Annotated in this window: 19 protein-coding genes and 2 tRNA genes; 10 read left to right on the top strand and 11 right to left on the bottom strand. The window is 69.2% G+C overall.

What is annotated here, in order from left to right; genetic code table 11:
- Positions 1 to 92: 92 nt before the first annotated feature.
- Positions 93 to 1,994 carry a nucleoside-diphosphate sugar epimerase/dehydratase gene (locus tag KQ304_RS09505; RefSeq protein WP_259736857.1) on the top strand — a complete coding sequence of 634 codons (1,902 nt, stop codon included), beginning with the start codon at positions 93 to 95 and terminating at the stop codon, positions 1,992 to 1,994.
- On the opposite strand, the gene KQ304_RS09500 is transcribed toward KQ304_RS09505, so the two are convergent.
- The gene (locus KQ304_RS09500; protein ID WP_259736856.1) at positions 1,947 to 2,408 is read right to left on the bottom strand and encodes a hypothetical protein; all 462 of its coding nucleotides are present in this window, start codon (positions 2,406 to 2,408) and stop codon (positions 1,947 to 1,949) included. The genes KQ304_RS09505 and KQ304_RS09500 overlap by 48 nt on opposite strands.
- 60 nt (positions 2,409 to 2,468) lie before the next feature.
- Positions 2,469 to 5,450, bottom strand: a complete 2,982-nt coding sequence (gene polA, locus KQ304_RS09495; RefSeq protein WP_259736855.1) for a DNA polymerase I — start codon at positions 5,448 to 5,450, stop codon at positions 2,469 to 2,471.
- Between the two features lie 57 nt (positions 5,451 to 5,507).
- Between polA and KQ304_RS09490 the strand changes: the two genes are divergently transcribed.
- Positions 5,508 to 6,788: a sodium:proton antiporter gene (locus KQ304_RS09490; RefSeq protein WP_259736854.1), complete on the top strand. Its 1,281-nt coding sequence runs from the start codon at positions 5,508 to 5,510 to the stop codon at positions 6,786 to 6,788.
- A 6-nt stretch (positions 6,789 to 6,794) separates the two neighbouring features.
- On the opposite strand, the gene gltX is transcribed toward KQ304_RS09490, so the two are convergent.
- The 6 genes from gltX to KQ304_RS09460 all read right to left on the bottom strand — a co-directional run bounded on the left by gltX (position 6,795) and on the right by KQ304_RS09460 (position 9,717).
- Positions 6,795 to 8,252, bottom strand: a complete 1,458-nt coding sequence (gene gltX / locus KQ304_RS09485; protein ID WP_259736853.1) for a glutamate--tRNA ligase — start codon at positions 8,250 to 8,252, stop codon at positions 6,795 to 6,797.
- A gap of 24 nt (positions 8,253 to 8,276) precedes the next feature.
- Positions 8,277 to 8,350: transfer RNA gene (locus KQ304_RS09480), tRNA-Asp, on the bottom strand.
- A 122-nt stretch (positions 8,351 to 8,472) separates the two neighbouring features.
- On the bottom strand, positions 8,473 to 8,661 hold the full coding sequence (locus tag KQ304_RS09475; protein WP_006043540.1) for a hyperconserved protein Hcp: 189 nt from the start codon (positions 8,659 to 8,661) through the stop codon (positions 8,473 to 8,475).
- 36 nt (positions 8,662 to 8,697) lie between these two features.
- Positions 8,698 to 8,770 (bottom strand) — tRNA-Trp (locus tag KQ304_RS09470).
- A 64-nt stretch (positions 8,771 to 8,834) separates the two neighbouring features.
- On the bottom strand, positions 8,835 to 9,317 hold the full coding sequence (gene rplS / locus KQ304_RS09465) for a 50S ribosomal protein L19 (RefSeq protein WP_259736852.1): 483 nt from the start codon (positions 9,315 to 9,317) through the stop codon (positions 8,835 to 8,837).
- A 76-nt stretch (positions 9,318 to 9,393) separates the two neighbouring features.
- Positions 9,394 to 9,717 carry a peptidase gene (locus KQ304_RS09460; protein ID WP_259736851.1) on the bottom strand — a complete coding sequence of 108 codons (324 nt, stop codon included), beginning with the start codon at positions 9,715 to 9,717 and terminating at the stop codon, positions 9,394 to 9,396.
- Positions 9,718 to 9,778: 61 nt separating this feature from the next.
- Between KQ304_RS09460 and map the strand changes: the two genes are divergently transcribed.
- Positions 9,779 to 10,651 carry a type I methionyl aminopeptidase gene (gene map, locus KQ304_RS09455; protein ID WP_259736850.1) on the top strand — a complete coding sequence of 291 codons (873 nt, stop codon included), beginning with the start codon at positions 9,779 to 9,781 and terminating at the stop codon, positions 10,649 to 10,651.
- A 10-nt stretch (positions 10,652 to 10,661) separates the two neighbouring features.
- Here the strand turns inward: map and KQ304_RS09450 are convergent, their stop codons facing one another.
- Positions 10,662 to 11,423 carry an NAD-dependent epimerase/dehydratase family protein gene (locus KQ304_RS09450; protein WP_259736849.1) on the bottom strand — a complete coding sequence of 254 codons (762 nt, stop codon included), beginning with the start codon at positions 11,421 to 11,423 and terminating at the stop codon, positions 10,662 to 10,664.
- 88 nt (positions 11,424 to 11,511) lie between these two features.
- Here KQ304_RS09450 and ebsA point away from each other — a divergent pair, with 88 nt between their 5' ends.
- Genes ebsA through KQ304_RS09435 form a run of 3 tightly spaced genes read left to right on the top strand, consistent with a single transcriptional unit; the run spans position 11,512 to position 13,639 of the window.
- Positions 11,512 to 11,937, top strand: coding sequence for a type IV pilus biogenesis protein EbsA (ebsA, locus tag KQ304_RS09445; RefSeq protein WP_259736848.1), 426 nt, complete (start codon positions 11,512 to 11,514; stop codon positions 11,935 to 11,937).
- Positions 11,938 to 11,973: 36 nt separating this feature from the next.
- The gene (locus KQ304_RS09440) at positions 11,974 to 13,071 is read left to right on the top strand and encodes a phosphotransacetylase family protein (protein WP_259736847.1); all 1,098 of its coding nucleotides are present in this window, start codon (positions 11,974 to 11,976) and stop codon (positions 13,069 to 13,071) included.
- 55 nt (positions 13,072 to 13,126) lie between these two features.
- Positions 13,127 to 13,639, top strand: a complete 513-nt coding sequence (locus tag KQ304_RS09435) for a DNA-protecting protein DprA (RefSeq protein ID WP_259736846.1) — start codon at positions 13,127 to 13,129, stop codon at positions 13,637 to 13,639.
- On the opposite strand, the gene KQ304_RS09430 is transcribed toward KQ304_RS09435, so the two are convergent.
- Entirely contained in the window at positions 13,617 to 14,066 is a 450-nt protein-coding gene (locus KQ304_RS09430; RefSeq protein ID WP_259736845.1) for an NfeD family protein, read from the bottom strand. The two genes, KQ304_RS09435 and KQ304_RS09430, sit on opposite strands and share 23 nt — an antisense overlap.
- A gap of 104 nt (positions 14,067 to 14,170) precedes the next feature.
- Here KQ304_RS09430 and KQ304_RS09425 point away from each other — a divergent pair, with 104 nt between their 5' ends.
- Positions 14,171 to 15,079 (top strand): SPFH domain-containing protein, encoded by a 909-nt coding sequence (locus KQ304_RS09425; protein WP_259736844.1) that lies wholly within the window; start codon positions 14,171 to 14,173, stop codon positions 15,077 to 15,079.
- 13 nt (positions 15,080 to 15,092) lie between these two features.
- Here KQ304_RS09425 and KQ304_RS09420 read toward each other — a convergent pair whose 3' ends face one another.
- Positions 15,093 to 15,524, bottom strand: a complete 432-nt coding sequence (locus KQ304_RS09420) for an MAPEG family protein (RefSeq protein ID WP_259736843.1) — start codon at positions 15,522 to 15,524, stop codon at positions 15,093 to 15,095.
- Between the two features lie 67 nt (positions 15,525 to 15,591).
- Between KQ304_RS09420 and KQ304_RS09415 the strand changes: the two genes are divergently transcribed.
- From KQ304_RS09415 to ggt, 3 genes are read left to right on the top strand one after another with little or no spacing between them, the layout of a single operon-like run.
- The gene (locus KQ304_RS09415) at positions 15,592 to 16,083 is read left to right on the top strand and encodes a YajQ family cyclic di-GMP-binding protein (protein ID WP_259736864.1); all 492 of its coding nucleotides are present in this window, start codon (positions 15,592 to 15,594) and stop codon (positions 16,081 to 16,083) included.
- Positions 16,084 to 16,092: 9 nt separating this feature from the next.
- A complete protein-coding gene (locus KQ304_RS09410) occupies positions 16,093 to 19,821 on the top strand; it encodes a hydantoinase B/oxoprolinase family protein (RefSeq protein WP_259736842.1) in 3,729 nt (1,242 codons plus the stop codon).
- Positions 19,808 to 21,634 carry a gamma-glutamyltransferase gene (ggt, locus tag KQ304_RS09405; RefSeq protein WP_259736841.1) on the top strand — a complete coding sequence of 609 codons (1,827 nt, stop codon included), beginning with the start codon at positions 19,808 to 19,810 and terminating at the stop codon, positions 21,632 to 21,634. Before KQ304_RS09410 ends, ggt begins: the two co-directional genes overlap by 14 nt.
- The last annotated feature ends 1 nt before the right edge of the window (position 21,635 follow it).

The following is a 21,635-nucleotide window of genomic DNA, read 5'->3' as shown; positions in this document are numbered from 1 at the left end:
CAATGTCTTGCAGAGAGGCCAACGATGCCGAAATCGGGCAGTTTGCGGCTCTGATAGCCGCCGATCCGACTTTTTGAGCCGGAAATCCACTGATGCCTGTGGAAAACTGGCTCGTGGGCTCGTTTTTCAGCAAACTCTTAGGTGAGTGGAATCCTCCCCAGTTCCTCGGCAATCTCTGGCTCCTGTCCTGGTCGGTGGGCCTCAGCCTGGCCGTTCTGGTGATCAGTGGCTGGTATCGCAGCCTCACCCGCTTCTCAGGCAGCAGATCACTCTACGGCCTTTTGCCCCGCAGTTTGCTGGCGGTGCTGCTTCTGGTTTTGGTCTCTTCCCTAAGCGGACCGGGCGAACATCCTCCCCGGAGTTTCTGGCCACTGTTCTGGCTGCTGGTCTCCACCAGCCTGATCGCCAGCCGCATTGTCATGCGCGATCTGCTGCGGTTTTCGCTTGCCGTGCGGTCCACCGCCACATTCAAGCAGGGTCCAGGAGGCAACCAGAGACAGCCCACCTTGGTATATGGGTCCGGTAAGGCGGCCGCTCAGTTGCTGGCTGAATTGCGCTACCAGAGCACATACAAGCTGGTGGGCGTTCTCGACGACGACCCGGTCCTGTGGGGGCGCCGCCTGGAGGGTTTGACCATTCACTCCCCGGACCAGCTGAGCCAGCTGATTGAGCTCCATGGCATTCAGCAGATCCTCTTGGCGATGCCCTCGGCCCCACGCCACCGAAGACGGGAGCTGGTTGATCAGCTCACAGCCTTGGGGTTGTCGGTGCTCTCGATTCCTTCCCTGGCCCGCATCGCTGCCGGGCAGGAGGTGGTCACCGAACTGCGGCCAGTGGCGATCGAGGATCTGCTTGGTCGCGAGACCTGCAAGCCCGATACTGATCTACTGCGTGCGACTGTGGCCGGCAGGGTGGTTATGATCACTGGCGCCGGTGGCTCGATTGGTTCGGAGCTCTGCCGCCAGATCTACCGTCAGGACCCTCGCAGCTTGGTGCTGCTGGAGCGCAGTGAGCTGGCTCTCTACAAACTCGAGAACGAGCTCCGCAGCCTTCGGCAGCTCGATACGTCCCCCCCGCTCTGCTTCGTGTCGGTCCTGGGGGACGTCTGCGATAGCAGGCGCTTGGCGACCCTCTGCCATGACCATGGCGTGCAGGTGATGTTCCATGCCGCCGCCTACAAGCATGTGTCCCTGGTGGAAGCGAACCCCTGCGCCGGTGTCGTCAACAACGTGCGTGGTACGAGCGCGGCCCTGGAGGTGGCCTTCAGCTGCGGCCTGGAGCGCTTTGTCCTGATCTCCACCGACAAGGCCGTCCGCCCCACCAACGTGATGGGCGCCAGCAAGCGGGTCTGCGAACTGCTTGTGCAGGCCGCAGCCGCTCGCACGGTGGCTGCGGGGAACGGGCCCATCTGTTCGATGGTGCGCTTCGGCAACGTGCTGGGCTCCTCGGGGTCTGTGGTGCCCCACTTCCGCCGTGCGATCGCCGTCGGTGGGCCTCTCACCGTGACCCATCCGCAGGTCACCCGCTACTTCATGACGATTCCCGAGGCGGTCGAGCTGGTGTTGCAGTCCAGTGGCATGGCCCGTGGCGGGGAGGTATTCGTACTCGACATGGGCGAACCGGTGCGGATCCTGGATCTGGCCCGTCAGATGATCCGTCTCTCTGGCTGCACGATCCGCGACGAGGCCCATCCCGATGGGGACATCGCCATCCACTTCACCGGACTGCGTCCGGGTGAGAAGCTCTACGAGGAGCTCCTGACCCAGGAGAACGATCAGCCCACCGACCATCCCCTGATCCGCAAGGCCCAAGAGGAGTTCTTTGCCCCCGAGCAGCTGGAACCCCTTCTCGAGAAACTGCGGCACGTTCTGGAGGAATGGGACGACCAGCGCCTGATTCCTGCCCTGCGGGTTCTGGTGAGGGACTACCAGCCTCTGAGCGGCCCCTCAGTGGGAGTCGTACCAACGCCCCCCATCTTGCCGGCGAGTACGTGATCGCCCCGCTTCCCTCCGAGTGAACTCACCCACGCTCGGGTTGGCCACCACCGGATCCACATGGGCCACCTGCTGCCAGAGCTCGCGCTTCGCCCAGCGCACCGTGTGGCTGATCCGATCGTGCTTCGACACATGGCACCAACGGTTGCCGCCGCATTCCGCACAGAACAGCTCCTCCAGCCACTCGTCGCTGAGCACCAGCACCGGGTAGGCCTGAATCACAAGGCGCGCTTTTTTGTCGCTCATGCCCCGCTGCTTGAGCTCCTCGGGGGTGAGCAGATGCAGAAAGTACTTGCGGCCATTGCCCAGCAGGCGCTGCTCGGGGTGGGCCGGGCAGAACAGCTCTCGCCGTTTCGGTCGGCGGTTGCGGAGAGGCGCGCCGGCAGGGTTGATCTCGGGTCTCGGTGACTGCATACCGATTGGGTTCTTCTCAGCGACTATGGCCCGGATGCACCGATCGATGTGCAGCACTGACTACTTCGTCTCCATCCAGTTCGGCCCCACCCCCGTGTCCACCACCAGCGGCACCCGCAGCTCCAGGGCCGTTTCCATCACCTGCTTCACCGCCGCCAGCACCAGCTCGAGGGCCTCAGGGGCAGCCTCCAGCACCAGTTCGTCGTGTACCTGCAGCAGCAGCCGCGCCGGCAGGCCCGAGGTCCGCAGCTGCTGGTCGAGCTGCACCATCGCCAGCTTGATGATGTCGGCGCTGGAGCCCTGGATCGGGGCATTGGCCGCCGCCCGCAGCTGCTGGGCCTCCATCCCGGCCCGGCGGGCCACCTCCAGCTCGATCTCCTCGGGTGGTTTGCCCCGCAGCCGCCCCAGCCCGCCCGGATCGAAGGCGAACGGACGTCGCCGCCCCAGGATCGTCTCCACGTAGCCGCGGCTGAGGGCCAGCCGCTCCTGCAGCTCCAGAAAGGCGAACACCTTCGGGTAGCGCTGCTTGTATTTGCTCAGGAACTCCTTGGCCTGGGCCTGGCTGACGCCGGTTTCGCGGGCGAAGCGCTGGGCGCCCATGCCGTAGATCACGCCGAAGTTGATCGTCTTGCCCAGGCGCCGTTCGTCGGGTGTCACCTCGTCCTTGTCCAGCAGCAGCCGGGCCGTGAGGGCGTGGACATCGTCGCCGTTGGCGTAGGCCTCCACCAGCACCTCCTCGCCCGAGAGGTGGGTGAGGATGCGCAGCTCGATCTGGGAGTAGTCGGCGCTGATCAGCTGCCAGCCCTGCTGGGGCAGGAACGCCTTGCGGATGCGCCGGGAAAACTCGGTGCGGATGGGGATGTTCTGCAGATTGGGGTTGCTGCTGGACAGGCGACCGGTGGCCGTGACGGCCTGGTTGAAATCGGTGTGCACCCGGCCCGTTTCCGGCTCCACCAGCGCCGGTAGCGCATCCACGTAGGTGCTCTTGAGCTTGCTCAGGGTGCGGTGCTCCAGCACCAGCGACACCACGGGATGGTCGCCGCTGAGCTTCTCGAGCACGGCGGCATCGGTGCTCCAGCCGGTCTTGGTCTTGCGGGATTTTTTGCGGTCGAGACTGAGCGTCTCGAACAGCAGCTCGCCCAGCTGTTTGGGCGAGGCCAGGTTGAAGTCGACCCCGGCGGCCTCGCGGGCTCCGGCCTCGAGGCTGGCGAGGGTGCCCGCCAGTTCTTCGCTCAGGGTCGCCAGATAGGGCTTGTCGATGCGGATGCCGGTGGCCTCCATGCGCGCCAGCACCGGCTCCAGCGGCAGTTCCACCTGATCGAGCAGTTTCGGCAGGGCTTCCCCCAGCTCCTGCAGCTGGCCGCGCAGCAGCGGCGTCAGCCGCCAGGTGACATGCACATCCATGGCGCAGTAGAGGGCGGCGGCCTCGATCGGCACCGCCGCGAAGGTCTCCCCCTTGGCCACCAGCTCGCTGAAGCTGGTGGGCGTGAAGCCGAAATTGCGCTCCGCCAGCACCTCCAGCCCGTGCTTGGCGTTGGCATCGCGCAGGTAATCCGCCAGCAGGGTGTCCATCACCACCCCCTCCAGGCCGAGGCCGTGGCGCAGCAGGATCAGCCGGTCGTATTTGGCGTTCTGCAGGGTCTTGGGGTGCTGGGCGCTCTCGAGCCAGGGGGCCAGGGCCGCGATCACCTGGTCGAGGGGCAACTGCTTCGGCAGCGCTGCGGGCTCAGCGGCCGGTGGTGTGAGCAGATCGGCGCTGGCCTCCGGCGAAGGCGGCTGGTGTCCGATCGGGATGTAGGCCAGATCGCAGCTGCCTTCTCCCCAGCACAGCCCCACTCCCACCAGCTCCGCCTGGAACGGGTTCAAGGAAGTGGTCTCGGTGTCGAGGGCGATCGGCTGGTCGGGGTCGGTGGCGGCCATCAACCGCACCAGCAGAGCTTCGAGCTGCTCTGGGCTGTGGATGATCTCAGGCTCCAGGACGGGCGGTGCGCCTTCCTGGCCGGAGTCGGGTTGCTGCGAGACAGATGGCGAGACTGAGGGCGAGGCCAGAGCATCCGGATCAGCCGGCGCAGACGACGAGCTGCCCGCGCTTGAGCCCGGCGCACCCTGATGGGCCTGGTGATCGGCGGAGAAGGCCCGCTCGAAGGCCGCCAGCTGGCGGGCCAGGCTGAACAGCTCCAGTTCCTCCAGCCGTTGGGCCAGGGCCGTCCCGTCCACCGACCCCAGCGTCAGCCTCGGTTCGGACGGCAGGGGGATGTCGATCAGGATCTCGGCGAGCATGCGCGAGCGGTAGGCGCTCTCCCGATCGGCTTCAAGCTTCTTTTTCAGCGCTCCTTTCTGCTGCTCCAACGCCGCGTAGATGCCATCGAGGTTGAGGTGGGCGTTGAGCAGGCTGATCGCTGTCTTAGGGCCCACCCCTTTGACTCCGGGGATGTTGTCGCTGGCATCGCCGGTGAGGGCCTTGAGGTCCACCACCTCCTCCGGCCTCACTCCCAACTTGGCGATCACCCCCTCGCGGCGGATCGTGGTGGGGCCTGAGCTTCTGGCATAGGGGCCGCCGCCCATGTACAGCACGGCGATGTCGCGCTCGTCATCCACCAGCTGGAAGAGGTCGCGATCGCCGGAGAGGATGCGCACCCGCCAGCCGGCAGCGGCGGCGCGGTTGGCCAGGGTGCCGAGCACGTCGTCGGCCTCATAGCCGGGGGCCATGCACAGGGGCAGATCCATGGCCCCCGCCAGGATCTCCTGCAGGTTGGCCAGGTCGGCGAAGAACTGTTCCGGGGCCTCATCGCGGTGGGCCTTGTAGCTGGCGTCGGCCTCGTGGCGGAAGGTGGGCTCGGCGGTGTCGAAGGCGATCACCACCCCCTGGGGGGTGAGCCCTTTGACGTTCTCCAGCAGCGCCTTGAGAAAGCCGTAGGTGACGCTGGTGGGCACCCCCTCCTTGGTGCTCAGTCCCCCCTCGCCGCCCTTGGCGAAGGCATAGAAGCTGCGGAAGGCCAGGGAGTGGCCATCCACCAGCAGCAGCATCGGTGCTTCGGCCATTCCTCTCTCGTTCCCCAGTCCGGCTGGGGCATTCTGGGGGGCCCTGGTCGTTGAGCCATGACTGATGCCCCCGAGAGGCTCCAGTTGCTCTGGGGGATCACGGTGTTCTCTGGAGCTCTGGCCCAGCTCACCTCCCTGCTCACCGGCCTGCCGTCGGTGGTGCTTCTGCTGGCCTCCGGCCTGTTGATCGGCCGCTCCGGGCTGGGCTTGGTGGATCCCTTCGCCCTGGGCAGTGGCCTGGAAACGATCGTGGGGCTGCTGGTGAGCCTGGTGCTCTTCGACGGGGGCCTCAAGCTGAGCCTTCCGGGCAGCACCACCCGCCTGGCGGTGCTGCGGATCGTGGTGGTGCGCCTGCTGGTGGCCCTGCCCGCCGGCCTGCTGGCGGCCCACTGGCTGGCGGGCCTGAGCTGGCCGCTGGCGGCGGTGTACAGCGCGATCGTGCTGGGCACGGGCCCCACGGTGGTGACGCCCCTGATCCAGCAGATGCGCCTGGCCCCTCCCCTGGGGGATGTGCTGGAGGGGGAAGGGCTGGTGCTGGAGCCCATCGGCGCCGTGCTGGCCCTGCTGCTGCTGGAGCTGGTGCTCACCGACCGCTACGACTGGCAGGATCTCGCCCTGGAGCTGCTGCAGCGGCTGGGCTTCGGCGTAGGGGTGGGTGCCCTCAGTGGCTTGCTGCTGGCGGTGCTGCTGCGGCGGTTGCCGGTGGATCCTGAGAGTGGCCTGCGCCTGCAGCTCACCCTGGGGGTGATGTTCCTGATGTTCACCGGCTGCGAAGTGGTGATGCCCGAGTCGGGTCTGCCCGCCGCGGTGATGGCTGGGGTGCTGGTGGGCCGCTTCGCCGACACCGAGGCCGCCATGCTCGATGACCTGATCCGCCAGCTGGCCCAGCTGGCCATCAGCATCCTCTTCCCGCTGCTGGCCGCCGATGTGGCCTGGGCTGACCTCAGCCCCCTGGGCTGGGGCGGGGTGGGCTGTGTGCTGATCCTGATGCTGCTGGTGCGGCCCGTGGCCATGCAGATCGCCACCTTCGGCCTGCCCCTCAGCGGCGGCCAGAAGCTGCTGCTGAGCTGGCTGGCCCCGCGCGGGATCGTCACCGCCGCCGTGGCCAGCCTGTTCGCCCTGCGCCTCTATGAAGCCGGCGTGGAGGGGGCAGGAGCCCTGCAGGGGCTGGTGTTCCTGACCATCCTGATGACCGTGGGCCTGCAGGGGTTCACCGCCGCTCCCCTGGCGGGTCTGCTGGGCCTGCGCCTCAGCGAAGAGGAGCTGGAGGAGCAGCGGCTGCAGAAGCTTCCCAGCGGCGGCCAGAACCTGGCCGTGGCCTCTCCGGAGGCGCCCTAGGCGGCCCTAGGCGGGTGCCACGGCCAGCATCAGCCGTGTGCGGTCTTCGCCGCTGCTGTGCAGCAGCAACCAGGTGGTGATCAGATCCGGGCCCTGGAGGCTGCCCAGCAGGGCGGCCCTGAGGCTCTTCATCAGCACACCCTTTTTCACCCCCGCCGCTTTGGCGGCCTCGGCCAGCAGGGCCTGGGCCCCTTCAGTGCTGAGACCTCCGTCCTGCAGCCGCTCCAGCAGCGCCGTCAGGGCGGCGGTGGCGCCTTCGACCTCCAGCTGCTGGCTGGCGCCGGCGTCGAGATCGGGGCGCACGAAGAAGGGGCGGGCCTGCTCCAGGCCATCGTTGAGGGTGATCAGGGAAGGGCCCAGCAGTTCAGCCAGGGCCAGTTCCCAGGCCTCCCGGCCGCCATCGCCTGAACCCTCCTCACCGGGGGCCTGCCAGCCCTCGGCCTGCCAGAGCGGCACCAGGGCCTGGCGCAGCTCGGCGGGGGCCAGCTCATGCAGCACCTGGGCATTGAGCCAGTTGAGCTTGTCCCAGTCGAAGCGGGCGCCGGCCCGGTTCACCCGCTCGAAGCTGAACGCCTCTGCGGCCTGCGGCAGCGTGAAGCGCTCAGCCATGCCCTCCGGCGGCGACCAGCCCAGCAGGGTCATGTAATTCACCAGCGCCTCGGCGGTGTAGCCCATGGTGCGGAATTCGCCCACGGAGGTGACCCCATCGCGCTTGGAGAGCTTGCGGCCCTCCGGGTTGAGGATCAACGGCGTGTGGGCAAACACCGGCAGTGGCAGGCCGAGGGCTTCGTAGAGCAGCAGCTGCTTGGCGGTGTTGGCGATGTGGTCCTCGCCGCGGATCACATGGCTGATGGCCATGGCGGCGTCGTCGACCACCACCACCAGGTTGTAGAGCGGGTCGCCGATGCGATCGGCCGGGGCCCGGCGGGCGATCACCATGTCGCCGCCCAGGTCGCTGCCGCTCCAGCGCATCTCGCCGCGCACCAGATCGCTCCAGCCGATGCTGGCACCGTCGTCGATGCGGAAGCGCACCACCGCTTCGCGGCCCTCGGCGATGAAGGCCTGCTCCTGCTCGCCGCTGAGGTGGCGGTGGCGGTTGTCGTGGCGGGGGGCGGAGCCGCTGGCCTTCTGGCGCTCGCGCATCTGCTCCAGCTCCGCTTCCGAGGCGTAGCAGCGGTAGGCCAGACCAGCCTCCAGCAGCTGGCTGATGGCGCGGCGGTGCTCCTCGATCCGCTCGCTCTGGATCACGGGTTCGGCGTCCCAGTTCAGACCCAGCCAGGCGAGGCCATCGAGGATGTCGGCCGTGAACGCGGGCCTGGAGCGCTCGCGGTCGGTGTCCTCGATGCGCAGCAAAAATTCGCCGCCGTGATGGCGGGCGAACAGCCAGTTGAAGACCGCCGTGCGGGCGGTGCCGATGTGCAGGGTTCCCGTGGGGCTGGGAGCCAGACGAACCCGAACGGTCACTGGCGGATGCTCATGAGAGTGAAACGGGACTGACGGGATTCGAACCCGCAACTTCCGCCGTGACAGGGCGGTGCTCTAACCGGTTGAACTACAGTCCCAAAAGAGAGGCGGGAAGGTTGAGAAGCCTTGCCCGACCAGGCATTTGGTGTCGTCGTAACGACAGAGAAAGTATCCACTGCCGCTGGCCCCGCCGTCAACCGGCGGAGACAGGGGCAGGGATTCAGGGGCGGAAGCCAGCGGGCTCAATCAGGCGTACCTGGTTGCCCCGCGCTGTGAATTCACGGCCCTGATCGCTCTGAACGACCACGCGACCGCCGGACTTGACCCGGATGACCCGCGCCCGCACCCAGCCAAGGGCAGCGGACTCGAGCACTTTGACCACATCACCGGGTTGTAGATCCAACTCCATGTCCGGAACCAGGAAAGAGCAGGAAGGGGCATCGAGCGCGCCGTGGAGGACTTGAACCCCCGACATCAGGTTTTGGAGACCTGCGTTCTACCAGCTGAACTAACGGCGCATGACGATGCCCCCTCAACCGGTGCGCGAAGTGGCACCGGCATGGGCAAATGAACAGTGAAGCTTCAGCGATCGAAGCGTTGCTTCACGCGGGTGGCTTTCCCCACACGGTCGCGTAGGTAGAAGAGCTTTGCACGCCTCACTTTACCGCGACGCTCCACCTTGATCGCGGCCACCTGAGGGCTGTGCAGCAGAAACACCCGCTCCACCCCCACGCCCTGGAAGATCCGGCGCACGGTGATGGTTTCATTCATGCCGCCGTGGCGCTTGGCGATCACCACGCCCTCGTAGGGCTGGATGCGCTCCTTGTTGCCCTCGCTGATGCGCACGCCCACGCGCACGGTGTCGCCCACGTAGATCTCGGGCAGATCGCTTTTGAGCTGCTCGGCCTCGAAGGCCCGGATCAGCTCCTGGGCGCTGAGCTTGCCGGTGCGAGCCGAGGACACGGCGGGCTTGTCAGCCACGGCCGTGGGGGCCGGGGTCTCGGCAGTGCCGGTCTCATCCACGCTCGTTTCTTCCATGTTGATGTCGTTCGTCGGTGCCGCCATCAGTTCGGCGCTGTCTTTCTTGTCCGCGACCAGCCCAGAGATTGGGATTGCCCGACCAAACAACCACTGTAACGGCTCATGTTCCCCCCTCCCCGGCGCCCTCCTTCGGCTCCGGCCGCCGCCGCTGCCGACTCCAGCTCTGCAGCGCCAGGCCGGTGCCGGTGACCAGCATCCACAGCAGCCCCAGGCCGTTGAGGGCCACATAGATGGTTTCGCCCACGGGCCCCAGCCACTCGCCCTCGTGCAGCACCATCAGCCCATGCACCTGGTCGCGGCTGAGGCCGCCCCAGTCGCGCAGCAGCCGGTAGCCCATGCCGCTGCAGACCGTGATCAACAGGGGCAGCACCACCAGCGGCCCGATCAGGGCATGCCAGCGGCGTAGCCGGGCCAGGAGCTGCATGGTCGACAGCCTCGATCAGGAAAGTTGATAGCTTGAACCCTGGATTGCCCGGGTTCCGTCCATGAATCTTTTTGCTGATCTGCTGGCGGCCACCCCGGGCCGGGCGGCCCCCGTGGCAACAAAGGCCCAGTCCGCCACCACCAGCACCGGCCCGCGCATCCAGAAGGGTCGGCGCGGGGTGGAGATCAAATCGGCCCGCGAGATCCAGGTGATGCGCCAGGCCAGTCGCATCGTGGCCACGGTGCTGCGCGAGATCATGGAGATGGCCGAGCCGGGCCTGAGCACCGCCGATCTCGATCGCCACGCCGAAGAGCGCATCCGCGCCATGGGCGCCACCCCCAGCTTCAAGGGCTATCACGGCTTTCCGGCCAGCATCTGCTCGAGCATCAACAACCAGGTGGTGCACGGCATCCCCAGCGCCAAGCAGGTGATCAAGGCCGGTGATCTGGTCAAGATCGACACCGGCGCCTACTTCGAGGGCTACCACGGCGACAGTTGCGTCAGCATCTGCGTGGGTGAGTGCTCCGAAGATGCCACCCGCCTCAGCCGCGTGGCCCAGGAATCCCTGATGCAGGGTCTGAGCAAGATCAAGGCCGGCAACACCCTGCTCGACATCGCCGGCGCCGTGCAGGACCACGTGGAAGCCCACGGCTACAGCGTGGTGGAGGACTACACCGGCCATGGCGTCGGCCGCAACCTGCACGAGGAGCCGTCGGTGTTCAACTTCCGCACCGACGACCTGCCCAACCTCAAGCTCCGCGCCGGCATGACCCTGGCGGTGGAGCCGATCCTCAATGCCGGCAGCAAGAATTGCCGCACCCTGCGCGACCGCTGGACGGTGGTGACGGTGGATGGATCGCTCTCCGCCCAGTGGGAGCACACGATCGTGGTCACCTCCGACGGCTGCGAGATCCTCACCGACCGCGACTTCTGAGCCCAGCGCCTCAGCTGGCGGCCCGGCTGAACAGGCGTCCGTAGAGGTGCCTCAGGCCCATCTGCAGCGGCACCAGCACCAGCGTGATCGGATTCGGTGTGACGATGATCAGACCGAAGCCCCGGCGGGCCTGGGCGATCACCTGGCCGGCCACGAAGCCCGCGCCCATCACGCCGTAGGGATTGAGGGCGGAGCGGAACGGCCCCAGCACCAGCCGCCGGATGCGGCAGGGATTCTCGCCCTGGCCATCGAGGGCCCGCAGGCTGAGCAGCTGGCCCAGCAGCCGTTTGCTGATCTCATAGAGGGGGCTGAGGGCCGGCAGCAGCTCCGCCTCCGAGGTGTTCACCCAAACCTCCCGGCAGGGGCTGCCGGCGGGGCGTTCCGGCAGCTGCAGGAACAGCTCCAGCAGGCGCCAGGCGCTGAGGGCGTTCACCTCCAGGCTGCGCTCGATCGCCGCCGCGCTGCGATCGCCATAGACGTTCACCCCGTGGTTGATCACCAGGATGTCGACCTCGCGCAGGCAGGCCGCCAGGGCCTGCTCCTGGCCGCAGCACCAGCCCACGCTGCGCAGGGGGATCGGCCGGTCCTCGCCGTCGCTGAGGGTCATCGGCTCAGGGGAGCTGGTGAGCGCCATCAGCTCAGCCCCGTGGCCATGGAGGGCCCGCAGCAGGGCCGTGCCCAGGGCGCCCCGGGCCCCGCTCACCGCCACGGTTTTGCCGCGCAGGGGCAGCAGGGCTGGCCAGAGCGGGGCTGAAGGGTGTTGACCTGGCACGGCGGCGTCCGGGTGGGCATTCTTTGCAAGGGAATCATCCGCGAGCGGCCCGCTGCGCCGCTGTGTCCTCCCCCAACCGCCCCCTGCCTTGGGTCGTTTGTCCCGCTTCGGCGCCAGCCCCAGCCCCAGCCCCAGCCCAGATCCCGCCCAGGTGGCCCTCTATGCCCCCTACTGCGATGGCGTGCTGCGGGACACCTGGCTGATCCAGGCCCTCGCCCTGCTGGCTGTCGGTGAGATCGAGGGGCTGCGCCGGTTGCGCCCGCAGGGGGAGCATCCGTTTCTGCTGCGCTGGCGGGCGGGTCTGGCTCCCCAGGAAACGAGCTTCTGTGAGCTGCGTTTCCCCGAGGCGCCCGAGCTGGGCTACAGCTTTGAGCGGCCCACCCATGAGCTGGTGCGCTGGTTGATGGACCTGCTGGCGCAGCCGCTGATCCCGCCCTGCACGGATCCCCGCGGCGATCTGCCCGAGACCTTCTGGCGTTGGTTGCTGCTGGGCGAGCTGCCCACCGGCGCATAGATTGACGCCCCTACTGCCCAGCCCAGGGGTCATGCCATGAGCAGCACCTTGCTGATCGGATCCTGTGATCCCTTCAGCGGCAAGTCAGCCCTGGTGCTCGGCCTCACCCGGACCCTGACCAAGCAGGGTCTGCCAGTGCGTTACGGCAAGCCCCTGGCCACCAGCGTGCGGCCCCCACGGCAGGGGGAAGCCGCAGCGCTGGCCTGCCTCGATGATGACGTGCGCTTCGTGGGCAGCATCCTCGGTCTGCCGGAGGAGCACCTGCTGCCCTCCCTGGAACTGCTGGCGGCCTCCACCGCCCAGGAGAGGCTGCTGAGCGGCAATCTGGAGCCCGGTGAGGGCTTCAGCCGCCTGCGCCAGCAGCTGGCCGCCTACCCCGATGGCCTCACCCTGCTGGAGGGCACCGGCACCCTCAGCGAGGGCCTGCTCTACGGCCTCAGCCTGCCCCAGCTGGCCCGTGGGCTGGAGGCCCCCGTGGTGCTCGTTCACCTCTGGGAGGACAGCCGCAGCGTCGATCAGCTGCTGGCGGCCCGCAATCTCCTCCAGGACCGCCTGGCCGGGGTGGTGCTCAATGCCGTCGATCCCGAGGCGGTCGATCGCCTGCGCGCCGAGGTGGTGCCGGCCCTGGAGCAGCTGGGGCTGCCGGTGTTCGGTGTGATGCCCCGCAGTCCGCTGCTGCGCAGCGTCACCGTGGAAGAGCTGGTGGATCGGCTCGAAGCACGGGTGCTCTGCTGCCCCGAACGGCTGGATCTGCTGGTGGAAACCCTCTCGATCGGGGCCATGAATGTGAACTCCGCCATGGAGTTCTTCCGCCGCCGCCGCAACATGGCCGTGGTCACCGGTGCCGACCGCACCGACATCCAGCTGGCGGCCCTGGAGGCCTCCACCCAGTGCCTGATCCTCACGGGGGCCGGTGAGCCCCTGCCCCAGCTGATCAGCCGCGCCGAGGAGCTGGAGGTGCCGATCCTGAAGGTGGAGCAGGACACCCTGACGACGGTGGAGGTGATCGAGCGGGCCTTCGGCCACGTGCGTCTGCACGAGACGGTCAAGGCCAGTTACGCCATCCGCCTGGTGGAGGAGCACTGCTGTTTTGATCGCCTGTTCGAGCGCCTGGGCCTGGCGGTCGGGGTCTGAAGCAGGCTCCCCGCAAGGGCACTGCTAGTTTCCCCCCATCGGATGCATACACGAGGTGACCCGGTCCCTTGATCTGCCGGCCCTCGACCGGATTGACACGCTGGCCCAGGAGCTGGCCCTGCTTCAGGATCGCGGCAAGCGCCGCATCGCCATCCTTGGCAGCCGCCACGTGCCGGCCGTCTCGATCCACCTGGTGGAACTGGTGGCCCGCTCCCTGGCCCAGGAGGGCCACAACCTGATCACCTCCGGCTCCCAGGGGGTGAACGCGGCGGTGATCCGCGGCGTGCTCAGCGTTGATTCCGCCCGGCTCACCGTGCTGCTGCCCCAGAGCCTGGATCGTCAGCCCAGCGAATCCCGCGAGCAGATGGAGCGGGTGCTGCATCTGGTGGAGAAGCCCGAGCACGACGATCTACCCCTGCCGATGGCCAGCAGCCTCTGCAACCAGGAGATCATCGGCCGCTGCGACCAACTCATCTGTTATGCCTTCCACGACAGCGAGACCCTGCTCTCCAGCTGCCGCACCGCCGAGGACATGAACAAGGTGGTCAGCCTGATGTTCTTCGACTGAGGGCAGCGAGCACCTGCAGGCGGTTGCCCGAGCGCCCCATCACGGTCACGTCCTCCCCTGGCCTGGGCCCGCTCTGGCCGCTGGGCTCCATCAGCTCGGCCGCCCAGCTCTGGCCTTGCCAGCGCACCCGCCCCCGGCCGCGCTCGTCGAAGGCCTGGATCACCTCGGCCCGCTCAGCGCCGGGTTCACTGAGGACATCGGGAGTGGAGCGCCCCCGCAGCGACCAGCGCCGCAGGCCGCCGTAGCCCCCCAGGAAGAGCAGGCTGAACAGGATCAGTTGCAGGCCCGCCGCCAGGGGCAGCAGGGCGGTGACGGCCGAGAGCAGCAGCGCCGCCACCCCGCCGATCAGCAAGCCATCGACGCTGGGGAAGATCAGCTCCAGCAGCAGCAACACCCCGCCACCGGCCAGCCAGATCAGGGGATGCATCACGACAGCTCGGGGCCTTCCAGTCTGCGGCGGTGGCCTTCCTAGGGTGGATCCGGCTCTGGCTGGGCCGCTGTTCCCTCGCGTGCCTCGCGGCGCCTGCTGCCATGGAAGCTCTCTTCTCCATTCCTGCCCTGGCCCTGCTGGCCCTGCTCGGCGCCAGCGGCGTGAAGGTCACCAGCGGTGGCCGCTCCCTGCTGGTGGAGCGCCTGGGCCGCTACGACCGCGAACTGCAGCCGGGGCTCTCCTTCGTGTTGCCGGGCCTGGAGCGGGTGGTGAGCAATCAGTCGTTGAAGGAGCGGGTGCTGGATATCCCGCCCCAGAAGTGCATCACCCGCGACAACGTCTCGATCACCGTCGATGCGGTGGTCTATTGGCAGCTGCTGGAGCACGCCAAGGCCCATTACTCCGTGGATGATCTGCAGGCGGCGATGGTGAACCTGGTGCTCACCCAGATCCGCGCCGAAATGGGCAAGCTTGACCTCGATCAGACCTTCACCACCCGCCAGGACGTCAACGAGATGCTTCTGCAGGAGCTCGACCAGGCCACCGATCCCTGGGGCGTGAAGGTGACCCGCGTGGAGCTGCGCGACATCATGCCCTCCCCCGGCGTGCAGCAGGCGATGGAGATGCAGATGAGCGCCGAGCGCGAGAAGCGGGCGGCGGTGCTGCGCTCGGAAGGGCAGCGCGAAGCCGAGGTGAATGCGGCCAAGGGCCGCGCCGAGGCCCTGGTGCTCGATGCCAAGGCCCAGCAGGAGGCCCTGCTGCTCGATGCCGAAGCCCAGGCCAAGCAGCAGGAGATGCTGGCCACGGCCCGCGGCCGGGCGGCGGCTGAGCTGGCCCGCCTGATCGATGCCAGCCCATCGGGTTCCGAGGCCCTGCGCCTGCTGCTGGCCCAGGACTGGATGGCCATGGGCGAGGAGCTGGGCAAAGCCCCCGGCGGCAGCGTGCTGATGGTGGATCCCCAGAGCCCGGCGGCCCTGCTGGCGGCCCTGCGCGGCCTGCAGAAGGGCTAACCCGCCAGCACGGCTAACCCGCCAGCACGGCCTTGAGCCCCGCCATGTAGAGCACGGCGGTGCAGGACAGGCTCACCGCCCAGCAGAGGGAGCGCAACAGCGGCTGGTTGGCCACGTAGGCGCCGATGTAAATCAGCCGCAGCAGCGGTTGCAGCAGGGCCGCCGCCGTCAGCAGCGGGCCGGTGGCCCCGGCCTGCAGGCAGAGCAGGCAGGCGGGAGCGTGGAGGGTGAAGGCTTCGAAGCTGTTCTGGTGCGCCCAGTTGGCCCGCTGACCCCAGGCCGGCAGCCGCTCGAACATCGCCCGCGGCGCCGCCAGATCCTCGGGCGTGAAGTTGGCATTGGCCCGCCCGGCCCCCAGGGGCACCAGGCTGAGGATCACCACCGCCCCCGAGAGCAGCAGGGACCAGGCCAGGGCGGGCGCGGCGGCGATCTGGAGGGTGGGCATCGGCTGAGCAGAGCGGAGCGAAGCCCCTTTTCTAGGATTGGCCCTGATCCGAGCGCAGCCGCTGCCCATGGCCGACACCTACTCCTTCGACGTGGTCTCCGATTTCGACCGGCAGGAGCTGGTCAATGCTGTGGACCAGGTGCGGCGCGAGGTGGGCCAGCGCTACGACCTCAAGGACTCCAAGACCGAGATCGAGCTCGACGACGCCAGCCTCACCATCACCACCGCCAGCGACATGACCCTCGACGCGGTGAGCGATGTGCTGCGCCAGAAGGCCACCAAACGCCAGCTCTCGCTCAAGATCTTCGACTTCCAGACCCCCGAGCCCGTGGGCGGCAACCGCCTCCAGCAGGTGATCAAGCTGCGCAAGGGCCTCAGCCAGGAGCTGGCCAAATCGCTCAGCAAGACCGTGCGCGATCAGATCAAGAAGGTCACCGTGGCGATCCAGGGCGAGAGCCTGCGCATCACCGGCAAGAACAAGGACGACCTGCAACAGGTGATCCAGCTGCTGCGCGCCGAAGATCCCGAAGTGCCGCTGCAGTTCGAGAACTACCGCTGAGGCGCCTGGGTGAGCGCCGCGCAGACCGAACCCCCCCAGCCAGGCTGGAGCTTCTGGATCGATCGGGGCGGCACCTTCACCGATCTGGTGGGCCGCTCCCCCAGCGGCCGGATCGTGGTGCGCAAGGTGCTCTCGCAGCCGCCTGGGCGCTCTGGTGATCCGGCGGTGGCGGCGATGCGGGAGCTGCTGGGGCTGGGGCCCGCTCAACCCATTCCCGCCGGCGCGGTGCGGGAGGTGCGCATCGGCACCACCGCGGCCACCAATGCCCTGCTGGAGGATCGCGGTGCCCCCACCCTGCTGTTGATCAGCCGCGGCTTTGCCGATGCCGCCTGGATCGGCGACCAGCACCGGCCTGACCTGTTTGCCCTGCAGGTGGAGCGGCCGGCCCCGCGCTACCGCCGGGTGCTGGAGGTGGAGGGGCGCCTGGCGGCCGATGGCCAAGAGCTCACGCCGCTGCAGCTCGACGGGGCGCTGGAGCAGGCCCTGCGCCAGGCCCGCCGCGATGGTTTCAGCAGTTGCGCGGTGGCCCTGCTGCACAGCGCCCGCCATCCCCGCCACGAAGGTCAGCTGGGCCAGTGGCTGGCGCCGTTCGGTTTCGATCCGGTGGTGCTCTCCCACCGGCTGGGCCGGCGGCCGCGGTTGGTGCCCCGGGCCCAGACGGCTGTGGTGGAGGCCACCGTGGCGCCGGCCCTGAAGGCCTATCTGGATCAGCTGATCGCCGAGCTCGGGCCCCACTGCCGCCTGCGGGTGATGCAGTCGAGCGGCGGCCTGGTGGCCCCGGAGCTGCTCAAAGCCAAGGACACGATCCTCTCCGGGCCGGCCGGCGGCATGGTGGCGGCCGTGCGCCTGGCGGAGGGGAGGGGCACAGCGATCGTGGGCTTCGACATGGGCGGCACCTCCACCGATGTCTTCCATGGGGAGGCCGGCGGGCCGGCCCCGGGCTGGGGGCGCCGCCACGACACCGAGATCGCCGGCCTCACCCTGCAGGCGGAGAGGCTGCCGATCCACACCGTGGCGGCCGGCGGGGGGTCGCTTGTGCACTTCGATGGCCAGCGGCTGCAGGTGGGGCCCGCCTCCGCCGGGGCCGATCCCGGCCCGGCCTGCTACCGGCGCGGCGGCCCACTCACCATCACCGACGCCAACCTGCTGCTGGGCCGCCTTCAGCCCGAGGCGTTTCCGGCGGTCTTTGGCCCCGATCGAGATCAGGGCCCCGATCCTTGGGTGGTGCGGCAGGGCTTCCAGCAGCTGGCGCAGCAGGTGTCCCAGGCCAGTGGGGTCGCCACCACGCCGGAGGCCCTGGCGGAAGGGGCCCTGGCCATTGCCACGGAGCGGATGGCGGAGGCGATCCGGCGCATCTCGATCCAGCGCGGCCACGATCTGCGCGACGCCACCTTGGTTTGCTTCGGCGGCGCCGGCGGCCAGCACGCCTGTGCCCTGGCCGAGCGGCTGGGCATGGCCCGGGTGCTGCTCCATCCCCTGGCGGGGGTGTTCTCGGCCTACGGCATCGGCCTGGCCGACCAGCGCCTGCTGCTGGAGGAGCCGGTGCGCCGTCCCCTGGATCAGCAGCTGGTGGAGCAGCTGCATCTCCAGGCCTCTGTCCTGCTGGAGCGGGGTCAGCGGGCCCTGGGCGCCGAGGCCCGCGCCGAGGTGAGTGTGGGCGTGCGGCTGGCGGCCAGCGAGCTCAGCCTGCCCCTTGAGCTGCAGGAGGCCGGGGCCCTGCGGCGCCAGTTCGAGCGCGACCATCACCGTCGTTTCGGCCACAGCCCCGACAACGCCGAGCTGCTGGTGGAGTGGCTGCTGGTGGAGGTGGTGGCGGCTGCCGATGCCGCTGAGGTTGAGGCTGGCGCCACTGAGATCGGCGCAGCCCGCCGGCTGGATCGAGCCGCCACAATCGGCGAGCAACGGCTGATCCCGCTCCACTGCAACGGCGCCTGGCGATCCGGTCCGTTGCTCCGCCGTGAGCAGCTGGCGGCGAATGAGCGGCTTAAGGGCCCAGCGCTGCTGGTGGAGGCCACCGGCACCATCTGGCTGCCCCCGGGCTGGCGGGCGGAGTGCCAGACCGATGCCTGCCTGCTGCTCAGCCATGGGTCAGCAGCGCAGCAGCCAGCTGAACGGCCAGCGGAACTGCCGGCGCAGCGGGGGACCAGCGTGGATCCGGTGAGCCTGGAGCTGTTCAACCACCGCTTCAGCGCCATCGCCGAGCAGATGGGGGTGCGCCTGCAGCAGAGCGCCCGCTCGGTGAACATCCGCGAGCGCCTTGATTTCTCCTGTGCCCTCTTCGATCAAGCGGGGCAGCTGGTGGCCAATGCCCCCCACATCCCCGTGCACCTGGGCTCGATGGGGGCCAGCGTGGCCGCTCTGTTGGCGGCGGTACGGCGGGGGGAGCGCCCAGCCCTGAGGCCCGGCGACGCGATCGTCTCCAACGACCCCGCCAACGGCGGCACCCACCTCCCCGACCTCACCTTGATCACCCCGGTGTTCGTGCCCCGCGAGGGAGCGGATCCAACGGACAGCTCCGGGCCGGCGCCCTTACCCGATGGGTTTGTGGCCTGCCGCGGCCATCACGCCGATGTGGGCGGCATCACCCCCGGCTCGATGCCCCCCTTCAGCCGCTGCCTGGCCGAGGAGGGCCTCCTGCTCGACAACGTGCCCCTGCTGCGCGATGGCGTGCTGCTGGCCGACGACTGGAGGCGGCGGCTGGCGGCCGGTCCCCATCCCGTGCGTAACCCGGAGCAGCTGCTGGCCGACCTGCAGGCCCAGCTGGCGGCCAACCAGCTGGGGGCCCAGCTGCTGCTGGACCTGGCCCGGCGAGAGGGCATCCAGCGGCTGAGCGCCTTCATGGCCCATGTGCAGGACAACGGCGCCGAAGCGGTGCGGCGGGTGATCGATCGGCTCGAGCCCGGCGCCTTCAGCCTCCCCCTCGATGGCGGCCTGCGCATCCAGGTGGCGGTGAGCATCGATCGGGCCTCCCGCCGGGCGCTGATCGATTTCAGCGGCACTTCCCCCCAGGACCCGGGCAACCGCAATGCCCCCCTGGCGATCACCCGGGCGGTGGTGCTCTACGTGTTCCGCTGCCTGGTGGGGGAGTCGGTGCCGCTCAATGCCGGCTGCTTCCGGCCGCTGGAGCTGCTGGTGCCACCGGGCTGCCTGCTGCGCCCCGGCCCTACGGCCGCGGTGGTGGCCGGCAATGTCGAAACGTCGCAGGCGATCGCCAATGCCCTCTTCGCCGCCCTCGGGGTGATGGCCGCCGCCCAGGGCACCATGAACAACCTCAGCTTCGGCAACGCGCGCTATCAGTATTACGAAACGATCTGCGGCGGCTGCGGCGCCGGCCGCGGCCTCGACGGCCGGGGTTTTGCCGGTGCTTCGGCAGTGCAGAGCCACATGACCAACTCGCGCCTCACCGACCCTGAAATTCTCGAACAGCGCTTTCCGGTGCGCCTGGAGGCCTTCGCTTTGCGGCGCGGCAGCGGCGGCGAGGGCCGCTGGCGGGGCGGGGATGGGGTGGTGCGGCGGATCCGCGTTCTCGAGCCCATGACCGCCGCACTCCTCTCCAGTTCCCGCCAGGTGGCTCCCTTCGGGCTGGCCGGCGGCGGTGCGGGCGCCCTGGGCCGCAACCGGCTGATCCAGCGCGATGGCCGCGAGCTGGAGCTGGGCGGATCGGCGCGGCTGGAGCTGGCGGCCGGGGATGTGCTCGTGATCGAAACCCCCGGAGGCGGCGGCTATGGCGGCCTCTGAACGCCGCCGCCGCCGGCGGCTCAGGCGGCTGAGCGTGGCGGGAGGGGCCCTGCTGGCGCTGGCGTTCTTCAGCTCGTTCTCCTTTCTGCCGCTGCCAGCGGCCGCCAATGTGCTCCAGGAGGCCAGCCAGCGCTTCCAGCCGCAGTGGTCGGCGGGGGGGATGGTGGCCAGCCAGGAGGCGGAGGCCTCGCGGGTGGGCCGTGATGTGTTGCGCGACGGGGGCAATGCCGTCGATGCGGCGGTGGCCACCTCCTTCGCCCTGGCGGTCAGCCATCCCCAGGCGGGGAACCTCGGTGGCGGCGGGTTCCTGGTGCTCTGGCAGCCGGAGCGGCTCAGTCGGGGGCGGCCGCTGGGACCCCAGGAGCGGCGGGTGGGCCAGGGCCGGGCCGTCACGGTCAACTTCCGCGAGAGCGCTCCCCTGGCGGCCGGGCCCGATCTGTTCCTCGATGCCTCCGGGGCGGTGGATCGCCGCAAGGCCACCCGCAGCCTGCTCAGCAGCGGGGTGCCCGGCACGGTGGCGGGGCTGCTGCTGGCCCACCGCCACTACGGCCGCCTGAGCCTCGCTCGGGTGATCGCCCCCTCGATCCGCCTGGCGGAGCAGGGGGTGGTGGCGAGCAAGGCCCTGGCTGATTCCCTTGAGGCCGCGGCCCCCCTGTTGCGGGCTGATCCCGAATCGACGCGGCTGTTCCTGCGCCCCGGCGGGCGTCCCTACCGGCCGGGCGAGCGCCTGCGTCAGCCCGAGCTGGCCACCACCCTGCGGCGCATCGCCGCCCAGGGTGAGCGGGGGTTCTATCAGGGGCCGGTGGCCGAGGCGCTGGTGGCCCTGATGCGCCGCAGGGGAGGCCTGATCAGCGCCGCCGATCTGAGCGGCTACCGGGCTCGGCTTCAGCCGCCCCTGCTGGGGGACTGGCGCGGCCATCCCGTGATCGCCATGCCCCCACCCAGCTCCGGTGGGGTCACGCTGATCCAGCTGCTCAACATCCTCGAGGGCTTTGATCTGGCGGCCCTCGGCCTCAACAGCGCCGCCGCCCTGCACCCGATGGCGGAGGCGATGAACCTGGCCTACCGCGACCGCAACCGCTGGCTGGGCGATCCCCGCTTTGTGGCCATGCCCCTGGAGCGGCTGCTGAGCCAGGGCTATGCCGATGAGCTGCGCCGCACGATCCAGGCCGGGCGCCACCGGCCGGCGCGGGAGCTCGATCCTCCGGCCGGCGGCCCCTCCGCCGAGAGCCCCAACACCACCCACCTCTCGGTGATCGACCGTGACGGCACGATGGTGGCCACCACCACCACCCTCAACTTTCCCTACGGCAATGGCGTGAGTGTGCCGGGGGCCGGCTTCCTGCTCAACAACGAGATGGACGATTTCACGGCCCTGCCGGGGGCCGCCAACGCCTTCGGCCTGGTGCAGGGAGAGGCCAATGCGATCGCAGCGGGCAAGCAACCGCTGAGCTCGATGGCGCCCACCCTGGTGCTCACCCCCGCCGGTGGCCCGCTGCTGGCCACCGGCAGCCCCGGCGGCAGCCGCATCATCACCACCGTGTTGCAGGTGCTGCTCAACCGCCTGGAGCACGGTCTCAACCTGGCCTCGGCGGTGGCCGCCAGCCGGATCCACAGCCAGCACTGGCCCGATCGGCTGGCGGTGGAGCAGGGCATCAGCCCCGACACCCTCCAGCTGCTGGAGACGATGGGCCACAGCTGGCGGCTGTCACCAGCCATGGGGGCGGCCCACTCGCTCGAGGCGCTCCCCGGCGGGGGAACCCTGGGGGCGGTGGACCCACGGCGGGCGGAAGCGGCCCTGGCGGGCGAGTGAA

This window comes from Synechococcus sp. CS-1329 (assembly GCF_025128055.1).
In the GTDB taxonomy this organism is placed as follows: domain Bacteria; phylum Cyanobacteriota; class Cyanobacteriia; order PCC-6307; family Cyanobiaceae; genus Regnicoccus_A.
This window is presented reverse-complemented; position numbering and strand designations above follow the sequence as displayed.

Bases quoted from the DNA above. Each gene is read 5' to 3' on its own strand.
- KQ304_RS09505 (WP_259736857.1), top strand. From the start codon at position 93: ATGCCTGTGGAAAACTGGCTCGTGGGCTCGTTTTTCAGCAAACTCTTA.
- KQ304_RS09500 (WP_259736856.1), bottom strand. From the start codon at position 2,408: ATGCAGTCACCGAGACCCGAGATCAACCCTGCCGGCGCGCCTCTCCGC.
- polA (WP_259736855.1), bottom strand. From the start codon at position 5,450: ATGGCCGAAGCACCGATGCTGCTGCTGGTGGATGGCCACTCCCTGGCC.
- KQ304_RS09490 (WP_259736854.1), top strand. From the start codon at position 5,508: ATGACTGATGCCCCCGAGAGGCTCCAGTTGCTCTGGGGGATCACGGTG.
- KQ304_RS09475 (WP_006043540.1), bottom strand. From the start codon at position 8,661: ATGGAGTTGGATCTACAACCCGGTGATGTGGTCAAAGTGCTCGAGTCC.
- rplS (WP_259736852.1), bottom strand. From the start codon at position 9,317: ATGGCGGCACCGACGAACGACATCAACATGGAAGAAACGAGCGTGGAT.
- KQ304_RS09460 (WP_259736851.1), bottom strand. From the start codon at position 9,717: ATGCAGCTCCTGGCCCGGCTACGCCGCTGGCATGCCCTGATCGGGCCG.
- map (WP_259736850.1), top strand. From the start codon at position 9,779: ATGAATCTTTTTGCTGATCTGCTGGCGGCCACCCCGGGCCGGGCGGCC.
- KQ304_RS09440 (WP_259736847.1), top strand. From the start codon at position 11,974: ATGAGCAGCACCTTGCTGATCGGATCCTGTGATCCCTTCAGCGGCAAG.
- KQ304_RS09430 (WP_259736845.1), bottom strand. From the start codon at position 14,066: ATGCATCCCCTGATCTGGCTGGCCGGTGGCGGGGTGTTGCTGCTGCTG.
- KQ304_RS09425 (WP_259736844.1), top strand. From the start codon at position 14,171: ATGGAAGCTCTCTTCTCCATTCCTGCCCTGGCCCTGCTGGCCCTGCTC.
- KQ304_RS09420 (WP_259736843.1), bottom strand. From the start codon at position 15,524: ATGCCCACCCTCCAGATCGCCGCCGCGCCCGCCCTGGCCTGGTCCCTG.
- KQ304_RS09415 (WP_259736864.1), top strand. From the start codon at position 15,592: ATGGCCGACACCTACTCCTTCGACGTGGTCTCCGATTTCGACCGGCAG.
- ggt (WP_259736841.1), top strand. From the start codon at position 19,808: ATGGCGGCCTCTGAACGCCGCCGCCGCCGGCGGCTCAGGCGGCTGAGC.